This is a genomic window from Pedococcus bigeumensis (assembly GCF_006438965.1).
GTDB lineage: Bacteria > Actinomycetota > Actinomycetes > Actinomycetales > Dermatophilaceae > Pedococcus > Pedococcus bigeumensis_A.
In genome coordinates this window covers 1-18,553 of sequence record NZ_RCZM01000006.1, presented here as the reverse complement: position 1 = coordinate 18,553, position 18,553 = coordinate 1, and the positions used below count along the sequence as shown (strand labels likewise).

Genomic DNA, 18,553 nt, shown 5'->3' with positions numbered 1-18,553 from the left:
GGACGAGGCGCCGTCCGGCTGCTCCCGGCACAGTGGTGAGTCACAGGGCCGGGGGCGGCCTGGGAGAGAGGGGTTTGGAATGACGCTGCGCGTCGCCGTCGTTGGAGCTGGCTACTGGGGACCGAACCTGGTGAGGAACTTCCGCAGCAGCCCGGACTGGGATCTCGTGGCAGTGTGCGACCTGGACCCGGCACGCGCTGCCAAGGTCATCGGGGATCGCAGCACGGTCGAGGTCGAGACCTCCCTCGAGTCGCTTCTGGCCCGTGACGACATCGACGCGGTCGCCATCGCCACGCCGGCCCAGACGCACTGCGCGATCGCTCTGCAGGCCCTCGAGGCCGGCAAGCACGTCCTCGTCGAGAAGCCGCTGGCCTCGAGCCGGCGCGAAGCCGAGCGCATGGTCCAGCGGGCCGACGAGCTCGGCCTCGTCCTGATGTGCGACCACACCTACTGCTACACCCCGGCCGTCCAGCACCTGCGGAGCCTCATCCACAGCGGCGAGCTCGGCGACATCCTGTTCGTGGACTCGGTCCGGATCAACCTCGGCCTCGTCCAGCCCGACGTCGACGTCTTCTGGGACCTCGCGCCCCACGACCTGTCGATCCTCGACTTCATTCTGCCGCAAGGCCTTTCACCGCTCGAGGTGTCGGCCCACGGGTCTGACCCCATCGGTGCCGGCCAGTCCTGCCTCGGCTACCTCACGATGCCGATCGGCAACGGCGCGATCGCCAACATCCACGTCAACTGGCTCAGCCCCACCAAGATCCGCCAGACGGTCATCGGCGGCAGCCGCAAGACCGTGGTGTGGGACGACCTCAATCCCCAGCAGCGGCTGGCGGTCTACGACCGGGGCGTCGACCTCGACCTCACGTCGGCCAGTGCCGACGCCGCCGAGAAGCGGGCGGTCAACGTGAACTACCGGCTCGGTGACATGCACGCGCCCGCCCTTCCCGAGCGCGAGGCACTGGGCCAGATGGTCGCCGAGTTCGCCGCCTCCATCCGCGAGGGCCGCGCCCCGCTCACCGACGGCCGCGCCGGCCTGCGGGTGCTCGCCGTGCTCGAGGCGGCCTCGGAGAGCCAGCGTCGGGCAGGTGCCATGGCGCCGGTCGGTATGCCGGGTGAGCCAGTCCCGCGGCATACCCTCGGCCAACCCGTCGGGGCCGGCATGGGGGTCAACCGATGAGCAACCTGCAGGGTGCGAACGTCCTGGTGACCGGCGGAGCGGGGACGATCGGCTCCACCATCGTCGACCAGCTCCTCGATGCGGGCGTGGGGCACGTCGACGTGCTCGACAACCTCGTCCGCGGGCGCCACGAGAACCTCGCCGAGGCGATGCCGTCCGGACGGGTGACCCTGGTCGAGGGCGACCTGCGCGACCGCGACCTGGTCCACGACCTCACCCGCGGCAAGGACCTCGTCTTCCACCAGGCGGCCATCCGGATCACGCAGTGTGCCGAGGAGCCGCGGCTGGCGCTCGAGGTGCTCGTCGACGGCACGTTCACCACCATCGAGGCGGCGGCGCAGCACAAGGTCGACAAGCTGGTCTTCGCGTCCTCGGCCTCCGTGTACGGACTGGCCGAGGCGTTCCCGACCGACGAGCGGCACCACCACCACAACAACGACACGTTCTACGGCGCGGCCAAGTCGTTCAACGAGGGGATGGTGCGCAGCTTCCGCGCCATGACCGGTCTCGACTACGTCGGGCTGCGCTACTTCAACGTCTACGGCCCGCGGATGGATGTCCACGGTCTCTACACCGAGGTGCTGGTCCGCTGGATGGAGCGGATCGCCGACGGGCAACCGCCGCTGATCTTCGGCGACGGCCTGCAGACGATGGACTTCGTCGTGACCCAGGACATCGCGCGCGCCAACATCCTGGCGGCGACGAGCGACGTCCGTCAAGGCATCTACAACATCGCCAGCGGCACCGAGACCAGCCTGCTCGGGCTGGCCGAGGCCCTGCTGCGCGCCATGGACTCCGACCTGTCGGTCGAGCACGGTCCGGACCGCGCGGTCAACGGGGTGACCCGGCGACTGGCCGACACCTCGGCAGCCGAGCGGGACCTGGGTTTCCGGGCCGAGATCGGCCTCGAGGACGGGCTCCGCGACCTCGTCGAGTGGTGGCGTCCGCAGCGCGAGACCGTGGCCGCGGGGCGCGTCAAGCAGGCGTCATGAGCCGGATCAACGTGATGATCCCGTGGCTCGGCACCGAGGAGGTTGCCGCCGTCACCGAGGTCCTGGAGTCCGGCTGGGTGGCGCAGGGCCCGCGGGTGGCCGCCTTCGAGGAGGCGTTCGCGGCGCGGATGCAGGCGGAGCACGCGATCGCGGTGTCCAACTGCACCACCGGCCTGCACCTGGCGCTGGTCGTGGCAGGGGTCGGTGCCGGCGACGACGTCGTGGTGCCGTCGTTCTCGTTCATCGCGACGTCCAACGCGCCCACCTATGTCGGGGCCCGTCCTGTCTTCGCCGATGTCGACCCCGAGACGGGCAACCTCACGGCCGACAGCGTCAAGAGTGCCCTTACCCCGCAGACGACCGCCGTCATCGTGGTCGACCAGGGGGGCGTCCCGGTCGACCTGCGGGCGATCCGTGAGCTGTGCGACCCGCTCGGGGTGGTTGTCATCGAGGACGCCGCCTGCGGAGCGGGTTCGACGTATGCCGGTCGGCCCGTGGGTGCCGGGGCGGAGATCGCCGCGTGGTCCTTCCACCCCCGCAAGATCGTCACCACGGGCGAGGGCGGCATGATCACCACCTCGCGGGCCGACTGGGCGCTCCGGGCGCGCAGACTGCGTGAGCACGCGATGAGCGTCAGTGCAGCCGATCGGCACGGAAGCACCTTGGCGCCGGCGGAGGAGTACCTCGAGATCGGCTTCAACTACCGGATGACCGACCTCCAGGCGGCGGTGGGCATCGTGCAGCTGGGTCGCCTGGACGAGGTCGTCGAGAGACGTCGCGAGCTGGCGGCCCACTACCAGGAGGAGCTCGGTGACGTCCGCGGCCTGCGCTGCGTCGCCGACCCGGCGCACGGGACCAGCAACTTCCAGTCGTTCTGGGTCGAGGTGGGCGCTGACTACCCCCTCAGCCGCGACGAGCTGCTCGAACACCTTGCCGCACAGGACATTTCGGCCCGACGGGGCATCATGGCTGCCCACCGCCAGCCTGCCTACGCCGGTGTCGACCACGGCCCGCTGCCTGTGACCGAGCGGCTGACCGACGACACCCTCATCCTCCCGCTCTTCCACCAGATGACGCAGACCGAGCAGGACCGCGTCATCCGGGCTGTCCGGGCCTAGCCCGCCCGGAGCGGAGATGACTATGGCGGCGGGGCGCTGGGACGACTTGGTGGTGGTGTGCGGCTCGTCCTGGTGGGACGGGACGCCCCTCCTGGAGCAGCACATCACCCAGGAGCTGAGCCGGTTCGGCCCGGTGCTCTATGTCGACCCGCCCACCTCGGTGCTCACCCGGTTCCGCAGCCGAGAGGCGGCGCGCGCCTCAGCGACCGGGCTGCGCCACGTGGCCGACAACATCGCGGTCCTGAGCCCGCGCGTGCCACCACTGATGGAGCGGCCCGGCAGCAAGGCCGCAGGCGTGGCGGCGACCCGTCGCCAGCTCAAGGCCGCGGTCCGGCAGCTGGGGTCCAACCGCGTCGACACCGTCGTGGTCACGTCGTTCGACCCGTTGCTGGGGTTCCTCGGCGAGCGCTGCTCGGTCTACTACGCCAAGGATGACTACCTCGCGGCTGCCGAGCTCGTGGGGATGGGAGCCCGTCGGATCCGACGCTGGGTGGACCGGCTCACCACCGCGGCGGACGTGGTCGTCGCCGTCAGCCCGACGCTCGTGGAGACCCTCGCAGCGCGTGGAGTGAGCGCGGTGCTCATCCCGAACGGCTGCGAGCCGGGCCTGTTCGCCCGCACCCCGGCGCCCGGCCCACAGTCGGCGCCGGTCGCGGCATACCTCGGGCACCTCTCCGACCGGGTCGACCTCGGGCTGCTCGAAGCGGTCGCCGACCGGGGCATCCGGCTCAAGGTGATCGGGCCCCGGCAGGAGACGCTCTCGGGCGGTCGCTTCGACGCGCTCCTCGAACGGCACAACGTCGCCTGGCTCGACGTCGTCCCCTACCGCGAGCTGCCTGACGTGCTCGGCGACGTCACCACCTGCCTGCTGCCCTACGGTGACACGTCGTTCAACCGCGCCAGCTTCCCGTTGAAGCTGCTGGAGTACCTCGCCGCCGGGCGTCGCGTCGTCTCCACCGGACTGCCGGCCGCGCGCTGGCTGGACACCGGACTCATCGACCTCGCGGACGGCGCCGAGGACTTCGCCGAGCGCACCTCGCTGTCGCTGACCACGATCCTGGCCGACGACGAGATCGCGCGACGTCGTGCGTTCGCCGCCGGGCACACGTGGGAGAGCCGTGCGGCCGCGCTGCTGGAGGCCACCGGCCGAACCACCCGTGCGGAGCTCACGGCGTGATGCGGGTACTCGTCGTCGCGCACACCTTGGACCTGGGGGGCACCCAGACCAACGCCATCGAGCTCGCCCACGAGATGGGCCGGCGCGGCCTGGCCGACATCGTCTTCGCCGCGTCACCCGGTCCGGCCGAGGCGTGGGCCAGGGACCGGGGCCTCGACCTCCGGTTGCTCCCGCCCGCGGAACGCCACCCGTCGGCGGCCCGGGCCCGGGCGCTCGACCAGCTGGCCCGCGAGGTGCGTCCCGACCTGGTCCACGTGTGGGACTGGCCGCAGTGCTTCGACGCCTACCCGGGGCTCCACCTCCGTCAGCACCTCCCGATGCTGTGCACCGTGATGGGGATGGTCGTGCCGCGGTTCATCCCGCGCCACCTGCCCACCACGTTCGGCACCGTGGAGCTCGCCGAGCGGGCCCGCACCTCCCGTCTCGGCCCGGTGCACCTGCTCGAGCCGCCGGTGGACCGGGCCGCGAACCGCCCCGGCCTCGTCGACGGCCAGGGGTTCCGCGTGAGCCACGGCATCTCGGACGACGAGCTCCTCATCACGATGGTCTGCCGGCTCGAGTCGTGGCTCAAGATGGAGAGTCTGCAGCGGGGCATCGCCGCCGTCGACGAGCTGGCCGAGCGCTACCCGGTGCGGCTGGTCATCGCCGGGACCGGGTCGGCGCGCGACGCCGTGGCCGAGCGGGCGGAGCAGGTCTGCCGGCGGCACGGACGCGCCGTCGTGCAGCTCGCCGGAGCCCTGATGGACCCGCGCCCTGCCTACGCCGCGGCCGATCTCATGCTCGGCATGGGCGGGAGTGCGTTGCGCAGCATGGCTTTCGGCAAGCCGCTGGTCGTCGTGGGGGAGCAGGGGTTCTCCCGAGTCCTCGACGAGGACTCGGTGCAGACCTTCCTCCACCAGGGCTGGTACGGCCTGGGGAGCGGTGCCTACGACGACCTCCCCGGGCAGGTCGAGCGGCTGCTGCTGGACGCACCCCTTCGTCAATCCCTCGGCACCCTGGGCGAACGCATCGTCGCCGAGCACTATGACCTCGGCGTCGCCGCAGAGCAGCTGGGGGAGTGGTACCGCGAGGTGGCCGCGGCCCCGGTCCCCGCCGTGCGTGCCGTCACCGAGGCCGGCCGGTCAGCGGCGATCGTCGGCGGGCGACGAGCCCAGCAGACCATCAAGACCCGAATCAACCGAACGCTCAAGAGGACCGCATGAACACCACACCCGTTTCCTTCCTCGACCTCTCTGCGATGCATGCGGAGGTCGCCGACGAGGTGGCTGCCGGATTCGCCAGAGTCCTCGACACCTGCGCCTTCGTCGGAGGCCCGGACGTGGCCGCGTTCGAGCGCGAGTTCGCGGCCGCGAGCGGTCGCGCGCACTGCGTGGGCCTGGCCAACGGCACCGACGCGATCGAGCTCGCACTGCGGGCGATGGGGATCGGACCCGGCGACGAGGTGGTCATCCCCGCCAACACGTTCATCGCCACCGCGGAGGCCATCGCCCGAGCGGGAGCACGGCCGGTCCTCGCCGAGATCGACGAGAAGACCATGCTGGTGGACACCGCGGCCTTGGAGGCGGCCATCACCCCTCGGACCGCGGCACTCGTGCCCGTGCACCTGTACGGCCAGCTGGCCCCGATGGAGGAGATCCAGGCCGTGGCCCGTCGGCACGGCCTGGGGGTCCTCGAGGATGCGGCCCAGGCACAGCTCGCGACTCGCCACGGGCAGGGCATCGGGACTGGTTCGACGGCAGCGGCCACCAGCTTCTACCCGGGCAAGAACCTCGGCGCCTACGGCGACGCGGGGGCCGCCGTGGCCGATGACGATGCCGTCGCCGAACAGATCAGGCTCTTGGCCAACCACGGGAGCCCGTCCAAGTACGTCCACACCACGCTGGGGTTCAACTCACGCCTCGACACCCTGCAGGCCGTCGTGCTGCGCGCCAAGCTGCGGCGCCTGGAGGGGTGGAACGAGCTGCGACGCGCCGCCGCCGACCGGTATGCCGGCCTGCTCGCCGACACCGAGCTCGTCCTGCCTGTGGTCGCTGAGGGCAACCTGCACGTGTGGCACCTCTATGTCGTGCGTGTCGAGGTCGCCCGGCGTCAGGTCCTCATCGACGGCCTGACCCAGGCGGGGATCGGCACCGGCATCCACTACCCGGCGCCGGTCCACCTGCACCAGCCGTTTGCGGCACTGGGCACCCCCGGCCAGTTCCCGATCGCGGAGCGGGCCGCCACGGAGATGGTGTCCCTTCCGATGCACCCAGGGCTGGACGCCGCCTCGCAGGACCGCGTGGCCGCTGCCGTCAGGTCGTCACTCGCCACTGGCGGCGCGACCGGCGCCGCTGGTGTCGTCAGCGCCGGGTGACGGGTGTCGTCGCAACCGCCCGGCACCCTGACGCGCGAGTCCCGTCAGGCGCCGGATGTCATAGCCCTCACCCTTGGCCAACGGATAAGCCATGACGGCGTAGATGCCGAGGACCACGGGCGTGCCGAGCGCGAGGACCGCGAACGAGCTCCACGGCAGCTGGGCGATGAGCCAGCCGGCCACGCCGGAGACGACCGCGCCCACGAGCAGGCGCAGTCCTTGGGGCGCGGTCGCACCGGGGCGGACGATTCCGCGCAGCGCGAAGACGTAGACCGGGCCCACCACGAGCACGGCAACCAGCACGTGCGCGATCCCGACCCCCGGCAGGCCGTCCCGGGTCGCGAACGTCAGCCCGGGGACCAGGGCACACAGCCAGGCCAGCTGGGTCACCAGGACCCGCCGACTGCTGCCGACCGCGACGAGCACGTCGGCCCAGAACTGGTAGAGCACGCGCAGCAGCCCGAGGGCCGCGAGGAACTGCAGGACCGTCGCGGCCGGGGCCCACTTGTCCCCGTAGACGAAGCGCACCAACGGATCTGCCAGGCTCCCCAGGAGCAGGCACACCGGCACGGTGACGAGCAGCAGCAGCACACTCGTGTGGTCGTAGGCCCGCTGCAGGCGCGGGAGGTCGTGCTGAAGGCGGGCAAACGCAGGGACGGACACGCGGGCGACCGCGACGGCGAAGAAGGTCACCGGCCAGCTGGCGAGGTTGAACGCCAAGGTGTAGTAGCCGAGGTCCTGGGTGCCGAGCATCCGGCCCACGACGATGTAGTCGACGTTGAGCAGCAGCACGGCGACAACCGTCGCGCCGCCCAGGGGCAGGCTCGACGCGAGCAGCTCACGCACGATCGAGGTGTCCCAGCCCGGTCGGAACCGACGCGGGGTCAGCACGAGGTGCAGGATGCCAACCACGGTGTTGCCGACCAGGCGTCCCCAGGCAAACGACCAGGCGCCGTATCCCATGATCGCCAGGACGATGGTGATGGTGGTGCCCACGACGAACCCGGTCAGGTCAGCCGCCGTGCGCAGGTCCTGCCGGAACGACCGCGTGAGCATCGCGGAGGGCACGGCGAAGGCGCCGTTGACGGCGATGCTCAGGGCCAGCAGCTGCACGATGCGGGTGGCCTCGGGGGCATCCATCGCGGCAGCGAACGCCCCGGCTCCAGCCACCCCGGCAGCGGCCAGCATGAGGCTGAACAGGAAGATCACGGTCACCGCGGTCGGTCCGATGCGTTCGACCGAACCAGGCCAGCGCACGATGGTCTGCTCGATGCCCAGGTCGTTGATGTTCGCCAGGACCACCATCGCGACCAGCGCCACGGTGAACTCGCCGTAGTCGGTGGGGACCAGCAGCCGAGCCAGGACCACGCCGGCCACGAGCGTGCCCATCCGGCTCAGTACGTTGCTGGCGAAGCTCCAGCCGAGTCCCGAGCGGATCTGGCGACCAAACCCCTCGGCGGGGTCGGCAACGGTCATGTCAGCCCCCAATGGTCGGCTGCGGTAGCGCTGGTCAGCTCCTCGGCCCTCCCGCCGAAGATAGTCCATTCGACCATCAGGGAAGAGCAAAATGGACCCTTCCGAGATGCCGTCACGACTGGCCGCGACTTCCCTCGAACCCGTCCCGCAGACCGACCAGGTCGCCTACCGTTGGACCGGGGCTCGGACACTCAGCCGGGGGAGGTGGTGATGGACTCCGTCGACACTGGCGCTGTGGATGTCGCCGTCTTGGTGGTCACGCACGGCTCGGCAGCCCTGCTCCCGCAGTTCGTGGCCTCGATGGCGGCTGCGGCGACGGAGCGCTCCCTGCGGCTGGTCATCGTCGACAGCGGCTCCCTCGACGACACCGTGGCCACCGCCTGCGCGGTCGCGGCGCGGGCCGATGTCCTGGCGCTCGACGCCAACCGGGGCTACGCCGCTGGCATCAACGCCGGGATCGAGCACGTGCGCGCCACCGGTGGCGCCGCGGCATACCTGCTCGTCAACCCGGACACCCGCCCCGAGCCCGGCGCGGTCGACCAGCTCATGGCCGCGCTCGACCTCCCCGGTGTCGGCATCGCGTGCCCCACCCTCCGCGACCAGGAGGGCCACCGACAGGACTCCCTGCGCAGGGTGCCCACCGTCGCCTCGACGTGGTGCGAGGCCCTGGTCGGCGGGCCGGTCGCGGACCGGCTCGGCCTGCCCGCGGAGGTGGTCACCGACGACCAGTCGTATGCCGTCGCGGGGCCGGCCGCGTGGGCGACCGGCGGTTTCCTCGTGGTCAGCGAGCAGTGCAGCCGCAGGGTCGGGTCGTGGGCCGAGGACCTCTTCCTCTACGAGGAGGAGGTGGACTACTGCCTGCGGGCCAAGGAGGCGGGCTGGGTCACCTGGTTCGTTCCCGAGGCCACGGCGGTCCGCAGCGTCGGGCAGACCGACGAGGCGCCGTGGCGGGAGGCCCTGATCCGCCGGAACCGGGTGCGGCGGATGGCCGCCGCGAACCCCTGGTCGGGCGCGGCCGTCGCGGCCGGCCTCGTCGTCGGGGACGGGGTCCGGAGCCTGCTCGGACGCCCTGCGGCGCGAGCGGGGCTGTGGGCCGTCGTCCATCGTGCGAGCGCTGCTCAGGTCATGGCCCGCTACCTGCCCACGGCGGCACCGCCCGTGGTCACCCCACGTTCCGGGACCACGGCCACCCTGGTCCAGTCAGCTTGGAAGGAGTCGGCATGAGACGTCGCGGCGGGTCCTCGCGGGGGATCGTGTTCTTTTCGGCCCAGGACTACTGGTACCACAACCGCGCCCACTCGGACTTCCAGCTCACCAAGGGGCTGGCTCTGGACCGCACCGTCGTCCTGGTCAACAGCATCGGGATGAGGATGCCCACCCCTGGCGGCACCACCCAGCCGCTGCGCAGGGTGCTCCGCAAGGCTCGAAGCATCGCCCGGGCCGTCCGGCGTCCCGAGGCCGGGCTCCCGAACCTCGTCGTGATGAGCCCAGTCATCCTCCCGTTGTACGGCAGCGCGGCCGGGCGCCGAGCGAACGCGGTGGTCGTGAGCGCGCAGGTCCGCGTCGTGCTCTGGTGGCTCGGCGTCCGGCGGCCCGACGTGGTGGTGACCATCCCCACGGCCGCCGACGTCGTCGACCGCCTGCCGCACGCCTCCCTGACGGTCAACCGGTCGGACAAGTTCTCCGCCTTCACCGAGGCGAACCAGCCGGTCATCGCCGCGCTCGAGAAGCGGCTGCTGGCCGCGGCCGACACCGTGGTCTACGTCAGCCACACCCTCCTCGAGGAGGAGCGCAGTGCGGTGAGCGGCACGCCGTACTTCCTCGGGCACGGCCTCGACGTCGAGCACTTCACGGTGCCCGACGATGCACCGCCACCGGACGACGTGGCCGGGATCGCGCGGCCCATCGTGGGCTTCTTCGGTGGGATCGACGACTACGTCGTGGACCTCGACCTGCTGCGCAGGACCGCCGAGAGCATGACGCAGGGAACCCTGCTGCTGATCGGGGACGCGACCTGCGACATCAGTGAGCTGGCCAGCCACCCGCGGGTCCTCTGGCTCGGACCGCGCGACTACAGCCAGATCCCTTCGTACGGAGCAGCTTTCGATGTCGCGATCATGCCGTGGCTGGACAACGACTGGATCAGGTACTGCAACCCGATCAAGGCCAAGGAGTACCTCGCCCTCGGTCGTCCGATCGTGACCACGTACTACCCGGAGGTCGAGCCGTTCGACACCGTGATGGGGGTCGCCAAGTCGGCGGACGAGTTCGTGGCGCTGGTCCACGAGGCCGCCCAGACCGGTGGCGAGGGGACTCAGAAGAGCCGCCGGGCCGCGGTCGCCGGTGACACGTGGCTGGCGCGGTCGCAGGACCTGCTGCGGCTCATCGACTCGGCGGCGCGCTGATGTGCGGCATCGCGGGAGTACTGCGCTTCGACGGGCAGCCGGTGGACCCCGCGCTCGTCGCGGCGATGGCCGACCGCCTCGAGCACCGCGGGCCCGACGACCGGGGCCAGTGGCTCGAGTCGTCGGTGGGACTGGGTCACACCCGCCTGTCGATCATCGACCCGCACGGTTCGCCCCAGCCCATGGAGAGCGCCGACGGACGGTTCCACATCACCTTCAACGGCGAGATCTTCAACTACCGCGAGCTGCGGTCGCGCCTCGACTACCCGTTCCGCACCAACGGCGACACCGAGGTGGTGCTGGCCCTTTTCACCGCCTACGGGGTGCAGGCCCTGCAGCACCTTCGTGGTCAGTTCGCCTTCGCCGTCTACGACCGTGAGACCGGGGGGGTGACGCTGGCGCGGGACCGCATGGGGATCCTGCCGCTGGTCTACAGCCTGGACCACGCCTCGCTGACCTTCGGCTCCGAGGTGAAGGCGCTCCTTCCCGCGATCGGCGAGCCTCGGCTCGACGAGACGTCGCTGGCCCACTACCTGCGCCGGCGCGCGGTCCCCGCGCCCGACACCCTCTATGCCGGTGTGCGCAAGCTGCCGCCGGGACACGTGCTGTCGGTGAGTGCCTCCGGCAAGGCCGACCTCCGCGCCTACTGGACGCCGCCCCCGCCCGCGCAGGTGATGCGGATCGACCCCCAAGAGGCGGTCGACCTGGTCGACCAGCGACTCCAGGACGCGGTGCGCGACGCGATGGTCGCGGACGTGCCGGTGGGCTCCTACCTCAGCGGCGGGGTGGACAGCAGCCTCATCGTCGCGATGGCCAGCCGGCTGACCGACACTCCGATGCACACGTTCTGCGCCTCCTTCGGCGACCCGCGGTTCGACGAGGTCGAGCACGCCCGCCGGGTCAGCGACCTGTTCGGCACCAACCACCACGAGGTCGCGCTCGACGCCTCCGGGTTCCAGGACCTGTGGCCCCGGCTCACCGTGCACCGTGACGCACCCGTCAGCGAACCGGCCGACATCGCGGTCTTCCTGCTCGCCCAGGACGCCCGGCAGCACGTCAAGGTCGCGCTGTCCGGCGAAGGGAGCGACGAGCTGTTCGCCGGGTACCCCAAGTACCGGTTCGCCGACCTGACCATCAGGGCGGGCCTGGTCCCTGCGGCCGTCCGGCGCCCCCTGCTGCACCTCGCCGAGCGGGCCGCCCCGACCTCGGCCACCAGGGCACGCATCGCAGCGCGGGCGCTCATGGAGGGCTCGACGGCGGAGCGTGCCGTGGGCTGGTTCGCCCCGTTCACCACCACCGAGGTCGCCGCGATGCTGGGCCGGCCGATGGCTCCAGAACCCCCGGCACCGCCCCACCGCGACGGCATCGACCTGTTGTGCCGGATGGACCTGGCCGGGTGGTTGCCGGACAACCTGCTCGAGCGTGGCGACCGGATGTCGATGGCGGCCTCGCTCGAGGTCCGTCCGCCCTTCCTGGACCACCGTCTGGTCGAGACCGCCATGCGGCTGCCGTCCGACGTCAAGGTGCGCGACGGGCAGACCAAGTGGGTCGTCAAGGAGGTCGCTGACCGCTACCTGCCGCAGTCGATCACCCAGCGCCGCAAGGTCGGCTTCAAGGTGCCACTGGATGCGTGGTTCCGGACCGGGATGCGTGACCTCAGTCGGGACCTGCTGCTCTCCTCGGACAGCATCACCTCGAGCTGGATCGAGCCCAGTGCGGTTCGAGCACTGCTCGACTCCCACACCAGTGGCCGCCGCAACGAGGAGGCCCGACTGTGGACGCTGCTGTCGCTCGAGCAGTGGGCCCGGACGTGCCTGCGTTCCACGGCTGAGGTTCCGGGTTCGCACTGAAACGCCGACGTGGGCAGAGCAAAGGTGGCGACCCCCGAAGGGAGTCGCCACCTTTGTGCTGGACCAGCCGGCCCTGGGCCGGACTACCTGGCGACGGCCAGGGTGTCGTCCCAGATGTTCCCGGTCCACTCGTTGCCCGAGTTGGAGCTGCGGAAGCTGGTGTTCACGCCGTACTCGCCACCGTTGCCGTAGTACAGCCTCGAGAAACGGTTATTCGTGAACTTGATCCCGGTGGCGCTGTCGCCGCCGCCGTAGGTGGTGTACCCACCACCGGCCAGCAGGTTGTTGTCCACGACGGAGTTGCGCGGGGTGCCGAAGTCGGCGAACAGCGCGATGGCCGAGGTCTGCGTGTAGCGGTTGAGGACCGTGTTGTGACGCAGCACGACATCGCACACGCTGGTGCAGAGGATCCCGTCGACGTGGGCGCCCGGAGGGTTGGCCATGTCGTGCACGTAGCTGTTGGTCACGGTGATGTGCTCACCCTGGACACAGTTGGCGCAGTGGTGCAGGTCCGCCTTGTCGATGGTCACCCGCGCGTCGGTCTCCGAGAGGACGGCGTACTGCACGGACCCGGAACCGGTGTCCTTGCCGGCGATCTCGACGTTCTGGATCGTGGCGGATCCACCGTCGCGCACGATGATGGCCCAACCCTCAGGGCTGGTCGTCGTCAGCTTCACGTTCCTGATGACCACGCCGGGAGCGGTGACGTTGATCGAGCAGTTGCTGAGCGACAGGTTCTCGATGACCTGGCCGGCCGTGCTGCCCGACGGGCAGGAGGAGGCCTTGAGGGCGACGCCTGCCTGGACACCGGTGTTCGACGCGTCCGGGTAGCCACAGGAGCTCGGTGCCGAGGCACAGCCCTTGGTTGACCCGCCACCTGCGGTCGACGTCGCCGTGGCCGTGGAGCTGGTCGTCGAAGGCTGCGACGACGTGGTCGACGAGGTCGTCGATGCCGGAGGCTTCGTGGACGTCGAGCTGGAGGTGCTCGACGTGGTCGAGGTGCTCGACGTCGTCGACGACGAGGTCGTCGTGCTGCTCGTAGTGCCCGTGCCTGTCGTGCTGGTGGTGCTGCTCGACGTGCCGGGAGCCGGGTGCGTGTTGTGCCGCTTGGACAGCATGGCGTCCGCCCAGGCGGCGCTGTCACCTCGGTTGCCGTCACGGGTCGAGTCGACACGCAGGGTCAACGTGCGCACCCCGGCGACCGGGACCTTCACGCTGCTGGCCACGTCGCGACCGGTGAGGACCTTGGAGGAGTAGACGTTCTTGCCGTCGGCGATCACCACGAAGCGCACGGTGCCGCGGTCGCCCGCCTCGTCGTCGACGCCGACCTTGGAGGTGAACTGGGTGAAGTCACCGTTCAGCTTGTAGGTGACGGACGACTGGGCGTACACACCGAGGCCGGTGCTGAAGGTGCGGCCACCGATGCGCAGCGACCGGCCGTCCTTGGCCGCCTTGTTGCCGTTGCTCGAGTTGATCTCGACCGGGCCGAGACCGTTGCTAGCGGAAACGGGCTTCAGGGTCGTGATCGGCACGCGGTCGCTGGACAAGCTGCCAGAGGTGTTGGTGCCGAGGTTGGCCCAGCTGGAGGGGCCGAGGAGGAGGGCGATGAGCGCAAGGCCGAAGGGCCAGAACTTGAGCTTGAGGTGCTTGGGAAGGACAAGGACACGGGGGGAGGGGGGAGTCATGAGCTTCCAACGTCAGGGAACAGGACATGCCGTGACAGGCACGGCGAGCAAGTGATCCCTGCAGTCCACTCGCCTAAGCCCGAGGACGGTAGCATGTGATCCGACATGGGGCCAGTCACCCGGTTTCGCCCGGATGCCCTATTGAGGCCGCTGCCACGCTCGGCATCGAGGCGACTGCAACGCCTGGCCGCTCGCGTGCCGCACCCTTGGGGGGAAGCGCCTTCTGGATGCGTTCGAGGTTGAACAAGCACCCCGTGATTCCCAGGATGAGAAACGTCGCGCCGGCGAACATGGGGAACGAGAACGCGTCGAACAGCGCGAAGCTCGCCGTCGCAGACGCGGTGGCCGCTGCCAGCGACTGACCCAGTGACCGCGTCGCGGGGTCAGTGCTGCGCCGGCGGCAGATCAGGCTCACGACGATGCCGGTCCCGAACAGCGCCAGGAGCGTCACGAGGCCGACCACGCCGCAGTCGATCAACAGGCCGAGGTACTGGTTGTCCAGGATCCGGTACTCCGGCAGGAAGGTGAGGAAGCCGCGGCCGATCAGCGGGGACCGCTGGATGAACTCCCAGGCCAGGCCGTAGCTCCCTGTCCGTGACTGGGTGCTGCTGTCGCCCGAGATGCCCGAGAACAGGCCGAGGATCGTGCCGAGCATGCCGGGAACGGCGACGAACACCACCCCTCCCAGCAGCGACATCGCCACCAGGGCGATTCGGCGCAGGCGCCGCTCCCACGTCGGGACGAGGAAGGCCAGCACGATCGCGGCGCTGACCAGCGCGGAGCGCGAGATGGACAGGGGGATCGACAAGGCGATGGCCGCCACCGGGAACCACCGGCGGAACCGGCCGAGCGGCCCCGGGTGGAGGGCCACATGAAGGCACAGCGGCAGCATCAGGTTGATGACGGCGCCGAACTCGATGGGGTGGATCGCGGTGCCGGCCGGGCGAGCGAAGCCACCACGCTCGTTGACGCTGACCAGGCTCGAGGTCGCCTCGAGTCCTGGGATCTGGATGTAGTTGGTGAACGGACGCCCGGTCGCGAACTGGAGCACTCCGAGGGCCGCCATCAGGCCCACGGCGAGCGCGAGGCGACGGAGGAGGGTGTCGAGGCGCTCGCGGTTCGGGAGCCCGTCGTGGGTGACCAGCAGGATGCCGAGCCACGACAGGAGCAGGAGCACCCCGGACTGGGCCGAGCTGCTCTCGGTAGCGCTGATCGGCCTGGAGACCGCGGCGATGTAGCTGAGCATGACGGCGCCGAAGAACACCACGGACATCCGTCGGACCGGCTGGAAGCTGAGGGGGTGTCCGAAGGGCTGGGCGGCCTGGTGCCACAGCCACCACCCTGTACCGGTCAGCCCGACCACGGTGGCGGGTGCGCCGATGGTTCCCAACGGACCCACGACGAGCCGGGACGGGATGGCGAACAACAGGACGAGGTAGATCGTGATGAACGTCGTCCCGTCCGCGCGCGGTGCCGCGAGCCGGGCGGGCACGACCCGTCCACCGCGGTCAGCGGGTGGCGCCGCAGGCAGCGCAGGCATCAGGTGTCCGACCGCTCAGCGCCGGGCGGGCAGGACTTCGACGTCCTCGTCGCTGGCGTTCTCCCGGCGACCGTTGCCGGTAGATCCATCCCGGGCAGATCCATCCCGGGCAGACCCCTCGTGGGCAGACCCCTCGCTCGCTGACCGACCGCTGTCGGACCGGTCGCTGTCGGACCGGTCGCTGTGGGGCCGATCCCCGGCGCGGGTGTCAGAGGAGTGCCGAGGCAGCGCCCCGGACGTGGACCCGGCAGCGGACGACGGCACCGGGCCATCGGTCTCCGTCGGTGAGCTGGTGGGAGTCTCCCTCTCGGCCCCCGTGCCGGGGCCGCGTCGCCGGACCCGACGGCGGACCAGGAGGCCGTCGATGGCTGCCGTGAGCAGGAGGGTGAGGGCCAACCCGATGACCGTGACGACGACCACGACACGCAGCTGGGACTTGCGCAGGACCTCGGGCTTCTGGGTCGTCGTGATCGGTGTCGTGGTGATGAAGGAGCCGGGGCTCACGTCCGCGGCCCGTTGGATCGCTTCCATCGTCGGTGGGATGCGGTCCACGACGAGCTGGAGGGTCGAGAGGCTGTCGGCCGCGGTCGTGGACTCCGTGACGACCTCCAGGAGCGGAGCCGGGCTCGTCTGGTCGAGGCCAACTCTGAAGTCGCCCGCAGCACCCTGGGCCTTCAGCTCCGCAGTAGTCGCCTGGTCGCCCAGCGCGGTCGAGAGCACGCCGCCGATGGCTTCCAGACCGCCGAGCACGAGGTAGGGGTTGCCCCCCTTCGGCACCGAGGTCGACGGCGGCAGGAGCAGGATCTCGGCACGGGCCTGGTAGGTCGGGGCCACCGACTGGAAGGTCACTCCGGCCAGGACACCGCTGAGCAGGACGCCGAGGACCACGAGGTACCAGCGGCGCAGGAGGACCAACGGCAACTCCGCGAAAAACATCCCAGCTCCCCTCACACCTCACGGCTGCCCGGCCCCCCGAGGGCCGAGGCCCTCGTGCGGTTGATAGCTCTCGTGTCAAAGCCTACGCGGGCCGCTTCCGCTTTGATGGCAGTCACGACAGATTCGTCGAACCGGCCCTCGTGAGCAGGGCCTCCGGTGCGACAATGGCAGCCGGATTGCGGGAAGGGGCGCGGTGACGCTGGTCGGCTTGCTCGAGGCGGCCCGACGGGCCTGGGCAGTTCTGGTGCTGGGGCTAGTGGCGACCGCATTCGCGGCATACTCCATCGTCTCTGCTCCGGGGGTGTACTGGTCGCGGACGGACGTCTTCATGGTGCGCCCGGTCAGCGACGTCCCCAACGGTCTGGCCTCGACGCCGCAGGGGACGATCCGGTTCGCCGGGCTGATCCAGCGCGAGATCGCCGGAGGTTCGTCGGACATCGACACCGTGAGCGACCGTGTCCGCATCGTCGACTTCGGCATCCGGTCGGGCACCCTCGTGCGGCTTCCGAACGACGGCAACCAGTACGCCAACAACTTCAACAAGGCCCTCCTGGACGTCCAGGCGGCTGGTCCCACCGAGGCAGCCGTGCGTACGCAGATGACCGAGCTGATCGCGCGGATCAACCGTGTCGTCGCCGAGCGGCAGACCGCGATGGGTGTGCCCGCGGAGGTCCAGGTGCGGACCCGGTCCAGCCCCACGGAGGTCCAGGTCTTCCACGAGGTCGGAAGCAGGAAACGGGCCCTCGTGGCAACCGTCGGATTGGGGATGTCGCTGACCTGGTCGGCAGTAGTGTTGGCCGAGGTCCGTCGGGTGCGGCGCGGGGCTGCGGTCGGCAGGACGCGGATCAAGGGGGAAGCACGATGACGAACGGGTCAATCACCGGTCGCGTGCGCCGCCTCATGGTCGAGTCACCCGGCTCGGTCGGTGGCCGGGCGCGGGCGCGACGGCTGGAGCTGACCAGCTCGATCTTTCCTGACCTCCAGGACATGAGCGTCATCGACCTCGGCGGCACGGTGGACGCGTGGCTCACCGCCCACGTGCGGCCGCGTCACGTCACGGTCATCAACATCGAGGATCCTGGCGAGGCGCAGGACTGGATCACCCCCGTGACCGGCGATGCGTGTTCGGCGGTGGCGACGCTGGTCGAGGCCGGACTGGCCCCGAGCTGCGACGTGGTCTTCTCCAACGCCGTCCTCGAGCACGTGGGCGGGCACGCCAACCGAGTGCGGTTCGCGCAGTCGGTCAACGACCTCTCCTCCAGGCACTGGGTGCAGACCCCCTACCGCTACTTTCCCATCGAGCCGCACTGGCTCTTCCCCGGGATGCAGTTCCTGCCGGTGGCGGCCCGGACGCGGATCGCGGCCGTCTGGCCGCTGGCCCACTCCCGAGCCGAGAGCCTGGCCAACGCTCGTCACGAGATCCTGTGGACCGAGCTGATCGGGATGACCGAGATGCGTGACCTCTTCCCCGACTCGAGGATCATCAGGGAACGCCTGGCTGGACTCACCAAGTCCCTGATCGCCGTCCGCAGCGACTAGGTGTGATGTCCAGGCACGTTGGTCGAGATTGTGTGACGACACGGTCTGAGGTGGTGGATGGGTGAAGACCTCCCGGTGTGAAGTGGAGCTGTCTAAGAAACCGCTTCACCCAGGAGGTCTTCATGTCCCACGCTACCCACTCGAACGCTGCTCTGACTCCACGTGCCCGGTTGCGGCTGGCCCGCTTGATCGTTGACCATGGTTGGCCACCGGCACGAGCGGCCGAACGCTATGACGTGTCCTGGAAGACGGCAGCGAAATGGGCGGCCAGGTACCGCGACGAAGGGGTGGCCGGGATG

16 protein-coding genes are annotated in these 18,553 nt (G+C 70.3%); 12 read left to right on the top strand and 4 right to left on the bottom strand.

What is annotated here, in order from left to right; all coding sequences use genetic code 11:
* Nucleotides 1-79: 79 nt before the first annotated feature.
* Genes EAH86_RS16470 through EAH86_RS16445 form a run of 6 tightly spaced genes read left to right on the top strand, consistent with a single transcriptional unit; the run spans nt 80 to nt 6,823 of the window.
* Nucleotides 80-1,183, top strand: coding sequence for a Gfo/Idh/MocA family protein (locus EAH86_RS16470; protein ID WP_140742783.1), 1,104 nt, complete (start codon nt 80-82; stop codon nt 1,181-1,183).
* Entirely contained in the window at nt 1,180-2,175 is a 996-nt protein-coding gene (locus EAH86_RS16465; protein WP_140742781.1) for an NAD-dependent epimerase/dehydratase family protein, read from the top strand. Before EAH86_RS16470 ends, EAH86_RS16465 begins: the two co-directional genes overlap by 4 nt.
* Nucleotides 2,172-3,293 (top strand): DegT/DnrJ/EryC1/StrS family aminotransferase, encoded by a 1,122-nt coding sequence (locus EAH86_RS16460; RefSeq protein WP_140742779.1) that lies wholly within the window; start codon nt 2,172-2,174, stop codon nt 3,291-3,293. Before EAH86_RS16465 ends, EAH86_RS16460 begins: the two co-directional genes overlap by 4 nt.
* 16 nt (nt 3,294-3,309) lie before the next feature.
* Complete coding sequence (locus EAH86_RS16455; protein ID WP_140742777.1) at nt 3,310-4,470, top strand: glycosyltransferase; 1,161 nt, start codon at nt 3,310-3,312, stop codon at nt 4,468-4,470.
* Nucleotides 4,470-5,672 (top strand): glycosyltransferase family 4 protein, encoded by a 1,203-nt coding sequence (locus EAH86_RS16450; protein ID WP_241668444.1) that lies wholly within the window; start codon nt 4,470-4,472, stop codon nt 5,670-5,672. The genes EAH86_RS16455 and EAH86_RS16450 overlap by 1 nt, the downstream gene beginning before the upstream one ends.
* Nucleotides 5,669-6,823 (top strand): DegT/DnrJ/EryC1/StrS family aminotransferase, encoded by a 1,155-nt coding sequence (locus tag EAH86_RS16445; protein WP_140742773.1) that lies wholly within the window; start codon nt 5,669-5,671, stop codon nt 6,821-6,823. The genes EAH86_RS16450 and EAH86_RS16445 overlap by 4 nt, the downstream gene beginning before the upstream one ends.
* Here EAH86_RS16445 and EAH86_RS16440 read toward each other — a convergent pair.
* On the bottom strand, nt 6,770-8,299 hold the full coding sequence (locus EAH86_RS16440; protein WP_161988681.1) for a lipopolysaccharide biosynthesis protein: 1,530 nt from the start codon (nt 8,297-8,299) through the stop codon (nt 6,770-6,772). The genes EAH86_RS16445 and EAH86_RS16440 overlap by 54 nt on opposite strands.
* A gap of 210 nt (nt 8,300-8,509) precedes the next feature.
* Between EAH86_RS16440 and EAH86_RS16435 the strand changes: the two genes are divergently transcribed.
* From EAH86_RS16435 to asnB, 3 genes are read left to right on the top strand one after another with little or no spacing between them, the layout of a single operon-like run.
* A complete protein-coding gene (locus tag EAH86_RS16435) occupies nt 8,510-9,523 on the top strand; it encodes a glycosyltransferase (RefSeq protein ID WP_140742769.1) in 1,014 nt (337 codons plus the stop codon).
* A complete protein-coding gene (locus EAH86_RS16430; RefSeq protein ID WP_140742767.1) occupies nt 9,520-10,704 on the top strand; it encodes a glycosyltransferase in 1,185 nt (394 codons plus the stop codon). Before EAH86_RS16435 ends, EAH86_RS16430 begins: the two co-directional genes overlap by 4 nt.
* Complete coding sequence (gene asnB, locus EAH86_RS16425; protein WP_241668413.1) at nt 10,650-12,554, top strand: asparagine synthase (glutamine-hydrolyzing); 1,905 nt, start codon at nt 10,650-10,652, stop codon at nt 12,552-12,554. Before EAH86_RS16430 ends, asnB begins: the two co-directional genes overlap by 55 nt.
* An 83-nt stretch (nt 12,555-12,637) precedes the next feature.
* Here the strand turns inward: asnB and EAH86_RS16420 are convergent, their stop codons facing one another.
* The 3 genes from EAH86_RS16420 to EAH86_RS16410 all read right to left on the bottom strand — a co-directional run bounded on the left by EAH86_RS16420 (nt 12,638) and on the right by EAH86_RS16410 (nt 16,715).
* On the bottom strand, nt 12,638-14,239 hold the full coding sequence (locus tag EAH86_RS16420; RefSeq protein WP_140742765.1) for an NPCBM/NEW2 domain-containing protein: 1,602 nt from the start codon (nt 14,237-14,239) through the stop codon (nt 12,638-12,640).
* A 115-nt stretch (nt 14,240-14,354) separates the two neighbouring features.
* A complete protein-coding gene (locus tag EAH86_RS16415; RefSeq protein WP_140742763.1) occupies nt 14,355-15,779 on the bottom strand; it encodes an O-antigen ligase family protein in 1,425 nt (474 codons plus the stop codon).
* A 15-nt stretch (nt 15,780-15,794) separates the two neighbouring features.
* The gene (locus EAH86_RS16410) at nt 15,795-16,715 is read right to left on the bottom strand and encodes a hypothetical protein (RefSeq protein WP_140742761.1); all 921 of its coding nucleotides are present in this window, start codon (nt 16,713-16,715) and stop codon (nt 15,795-15,797) included.
* A gap of 193 nt (nt 16,716-16,908) precedes the next feature.
* Here EAH86_RS16410 and EAH86_RS16405 point away from each other — a divergent pair, with 193 nt between their 5' ends.
* The 3 genes from EAH86_RS16405 to EAH86_RS16395 all read left to right on the top strand — a co-directional run.
* A complete protein-coding gene (locus EAH86_RS16405) occupies nt 16,909-17,580 on the top strand; it encodes a hypothetical protein (protein ID WP_140742759.1) in 672 nt (223 codons plus the stop codon).
* A complete protein-coding gene (locus EAH86_RS16400; protein ID WP_140742757.1) occupies nt 17,577-18,254 on the top strand; it encodes a methyltransferase type 11 in 678 nt (225 codons plus the stop codon). Before EAH86_RS16405 ends, EAH86_RS16400 begins: the two co-directional genes overlap by 4 nt.
* A gap of 122 nt (nt 18,255-18,376) precedes the next feature.
* Nucleotides 18,377-18,553 (top strand): helix-turn-helix domain-containing protein (locus EAH86_RS16395; RefSeq protein ID WP_170212766.1); only part of this gene is annotated, 177 nt, incomplete at its 3' end.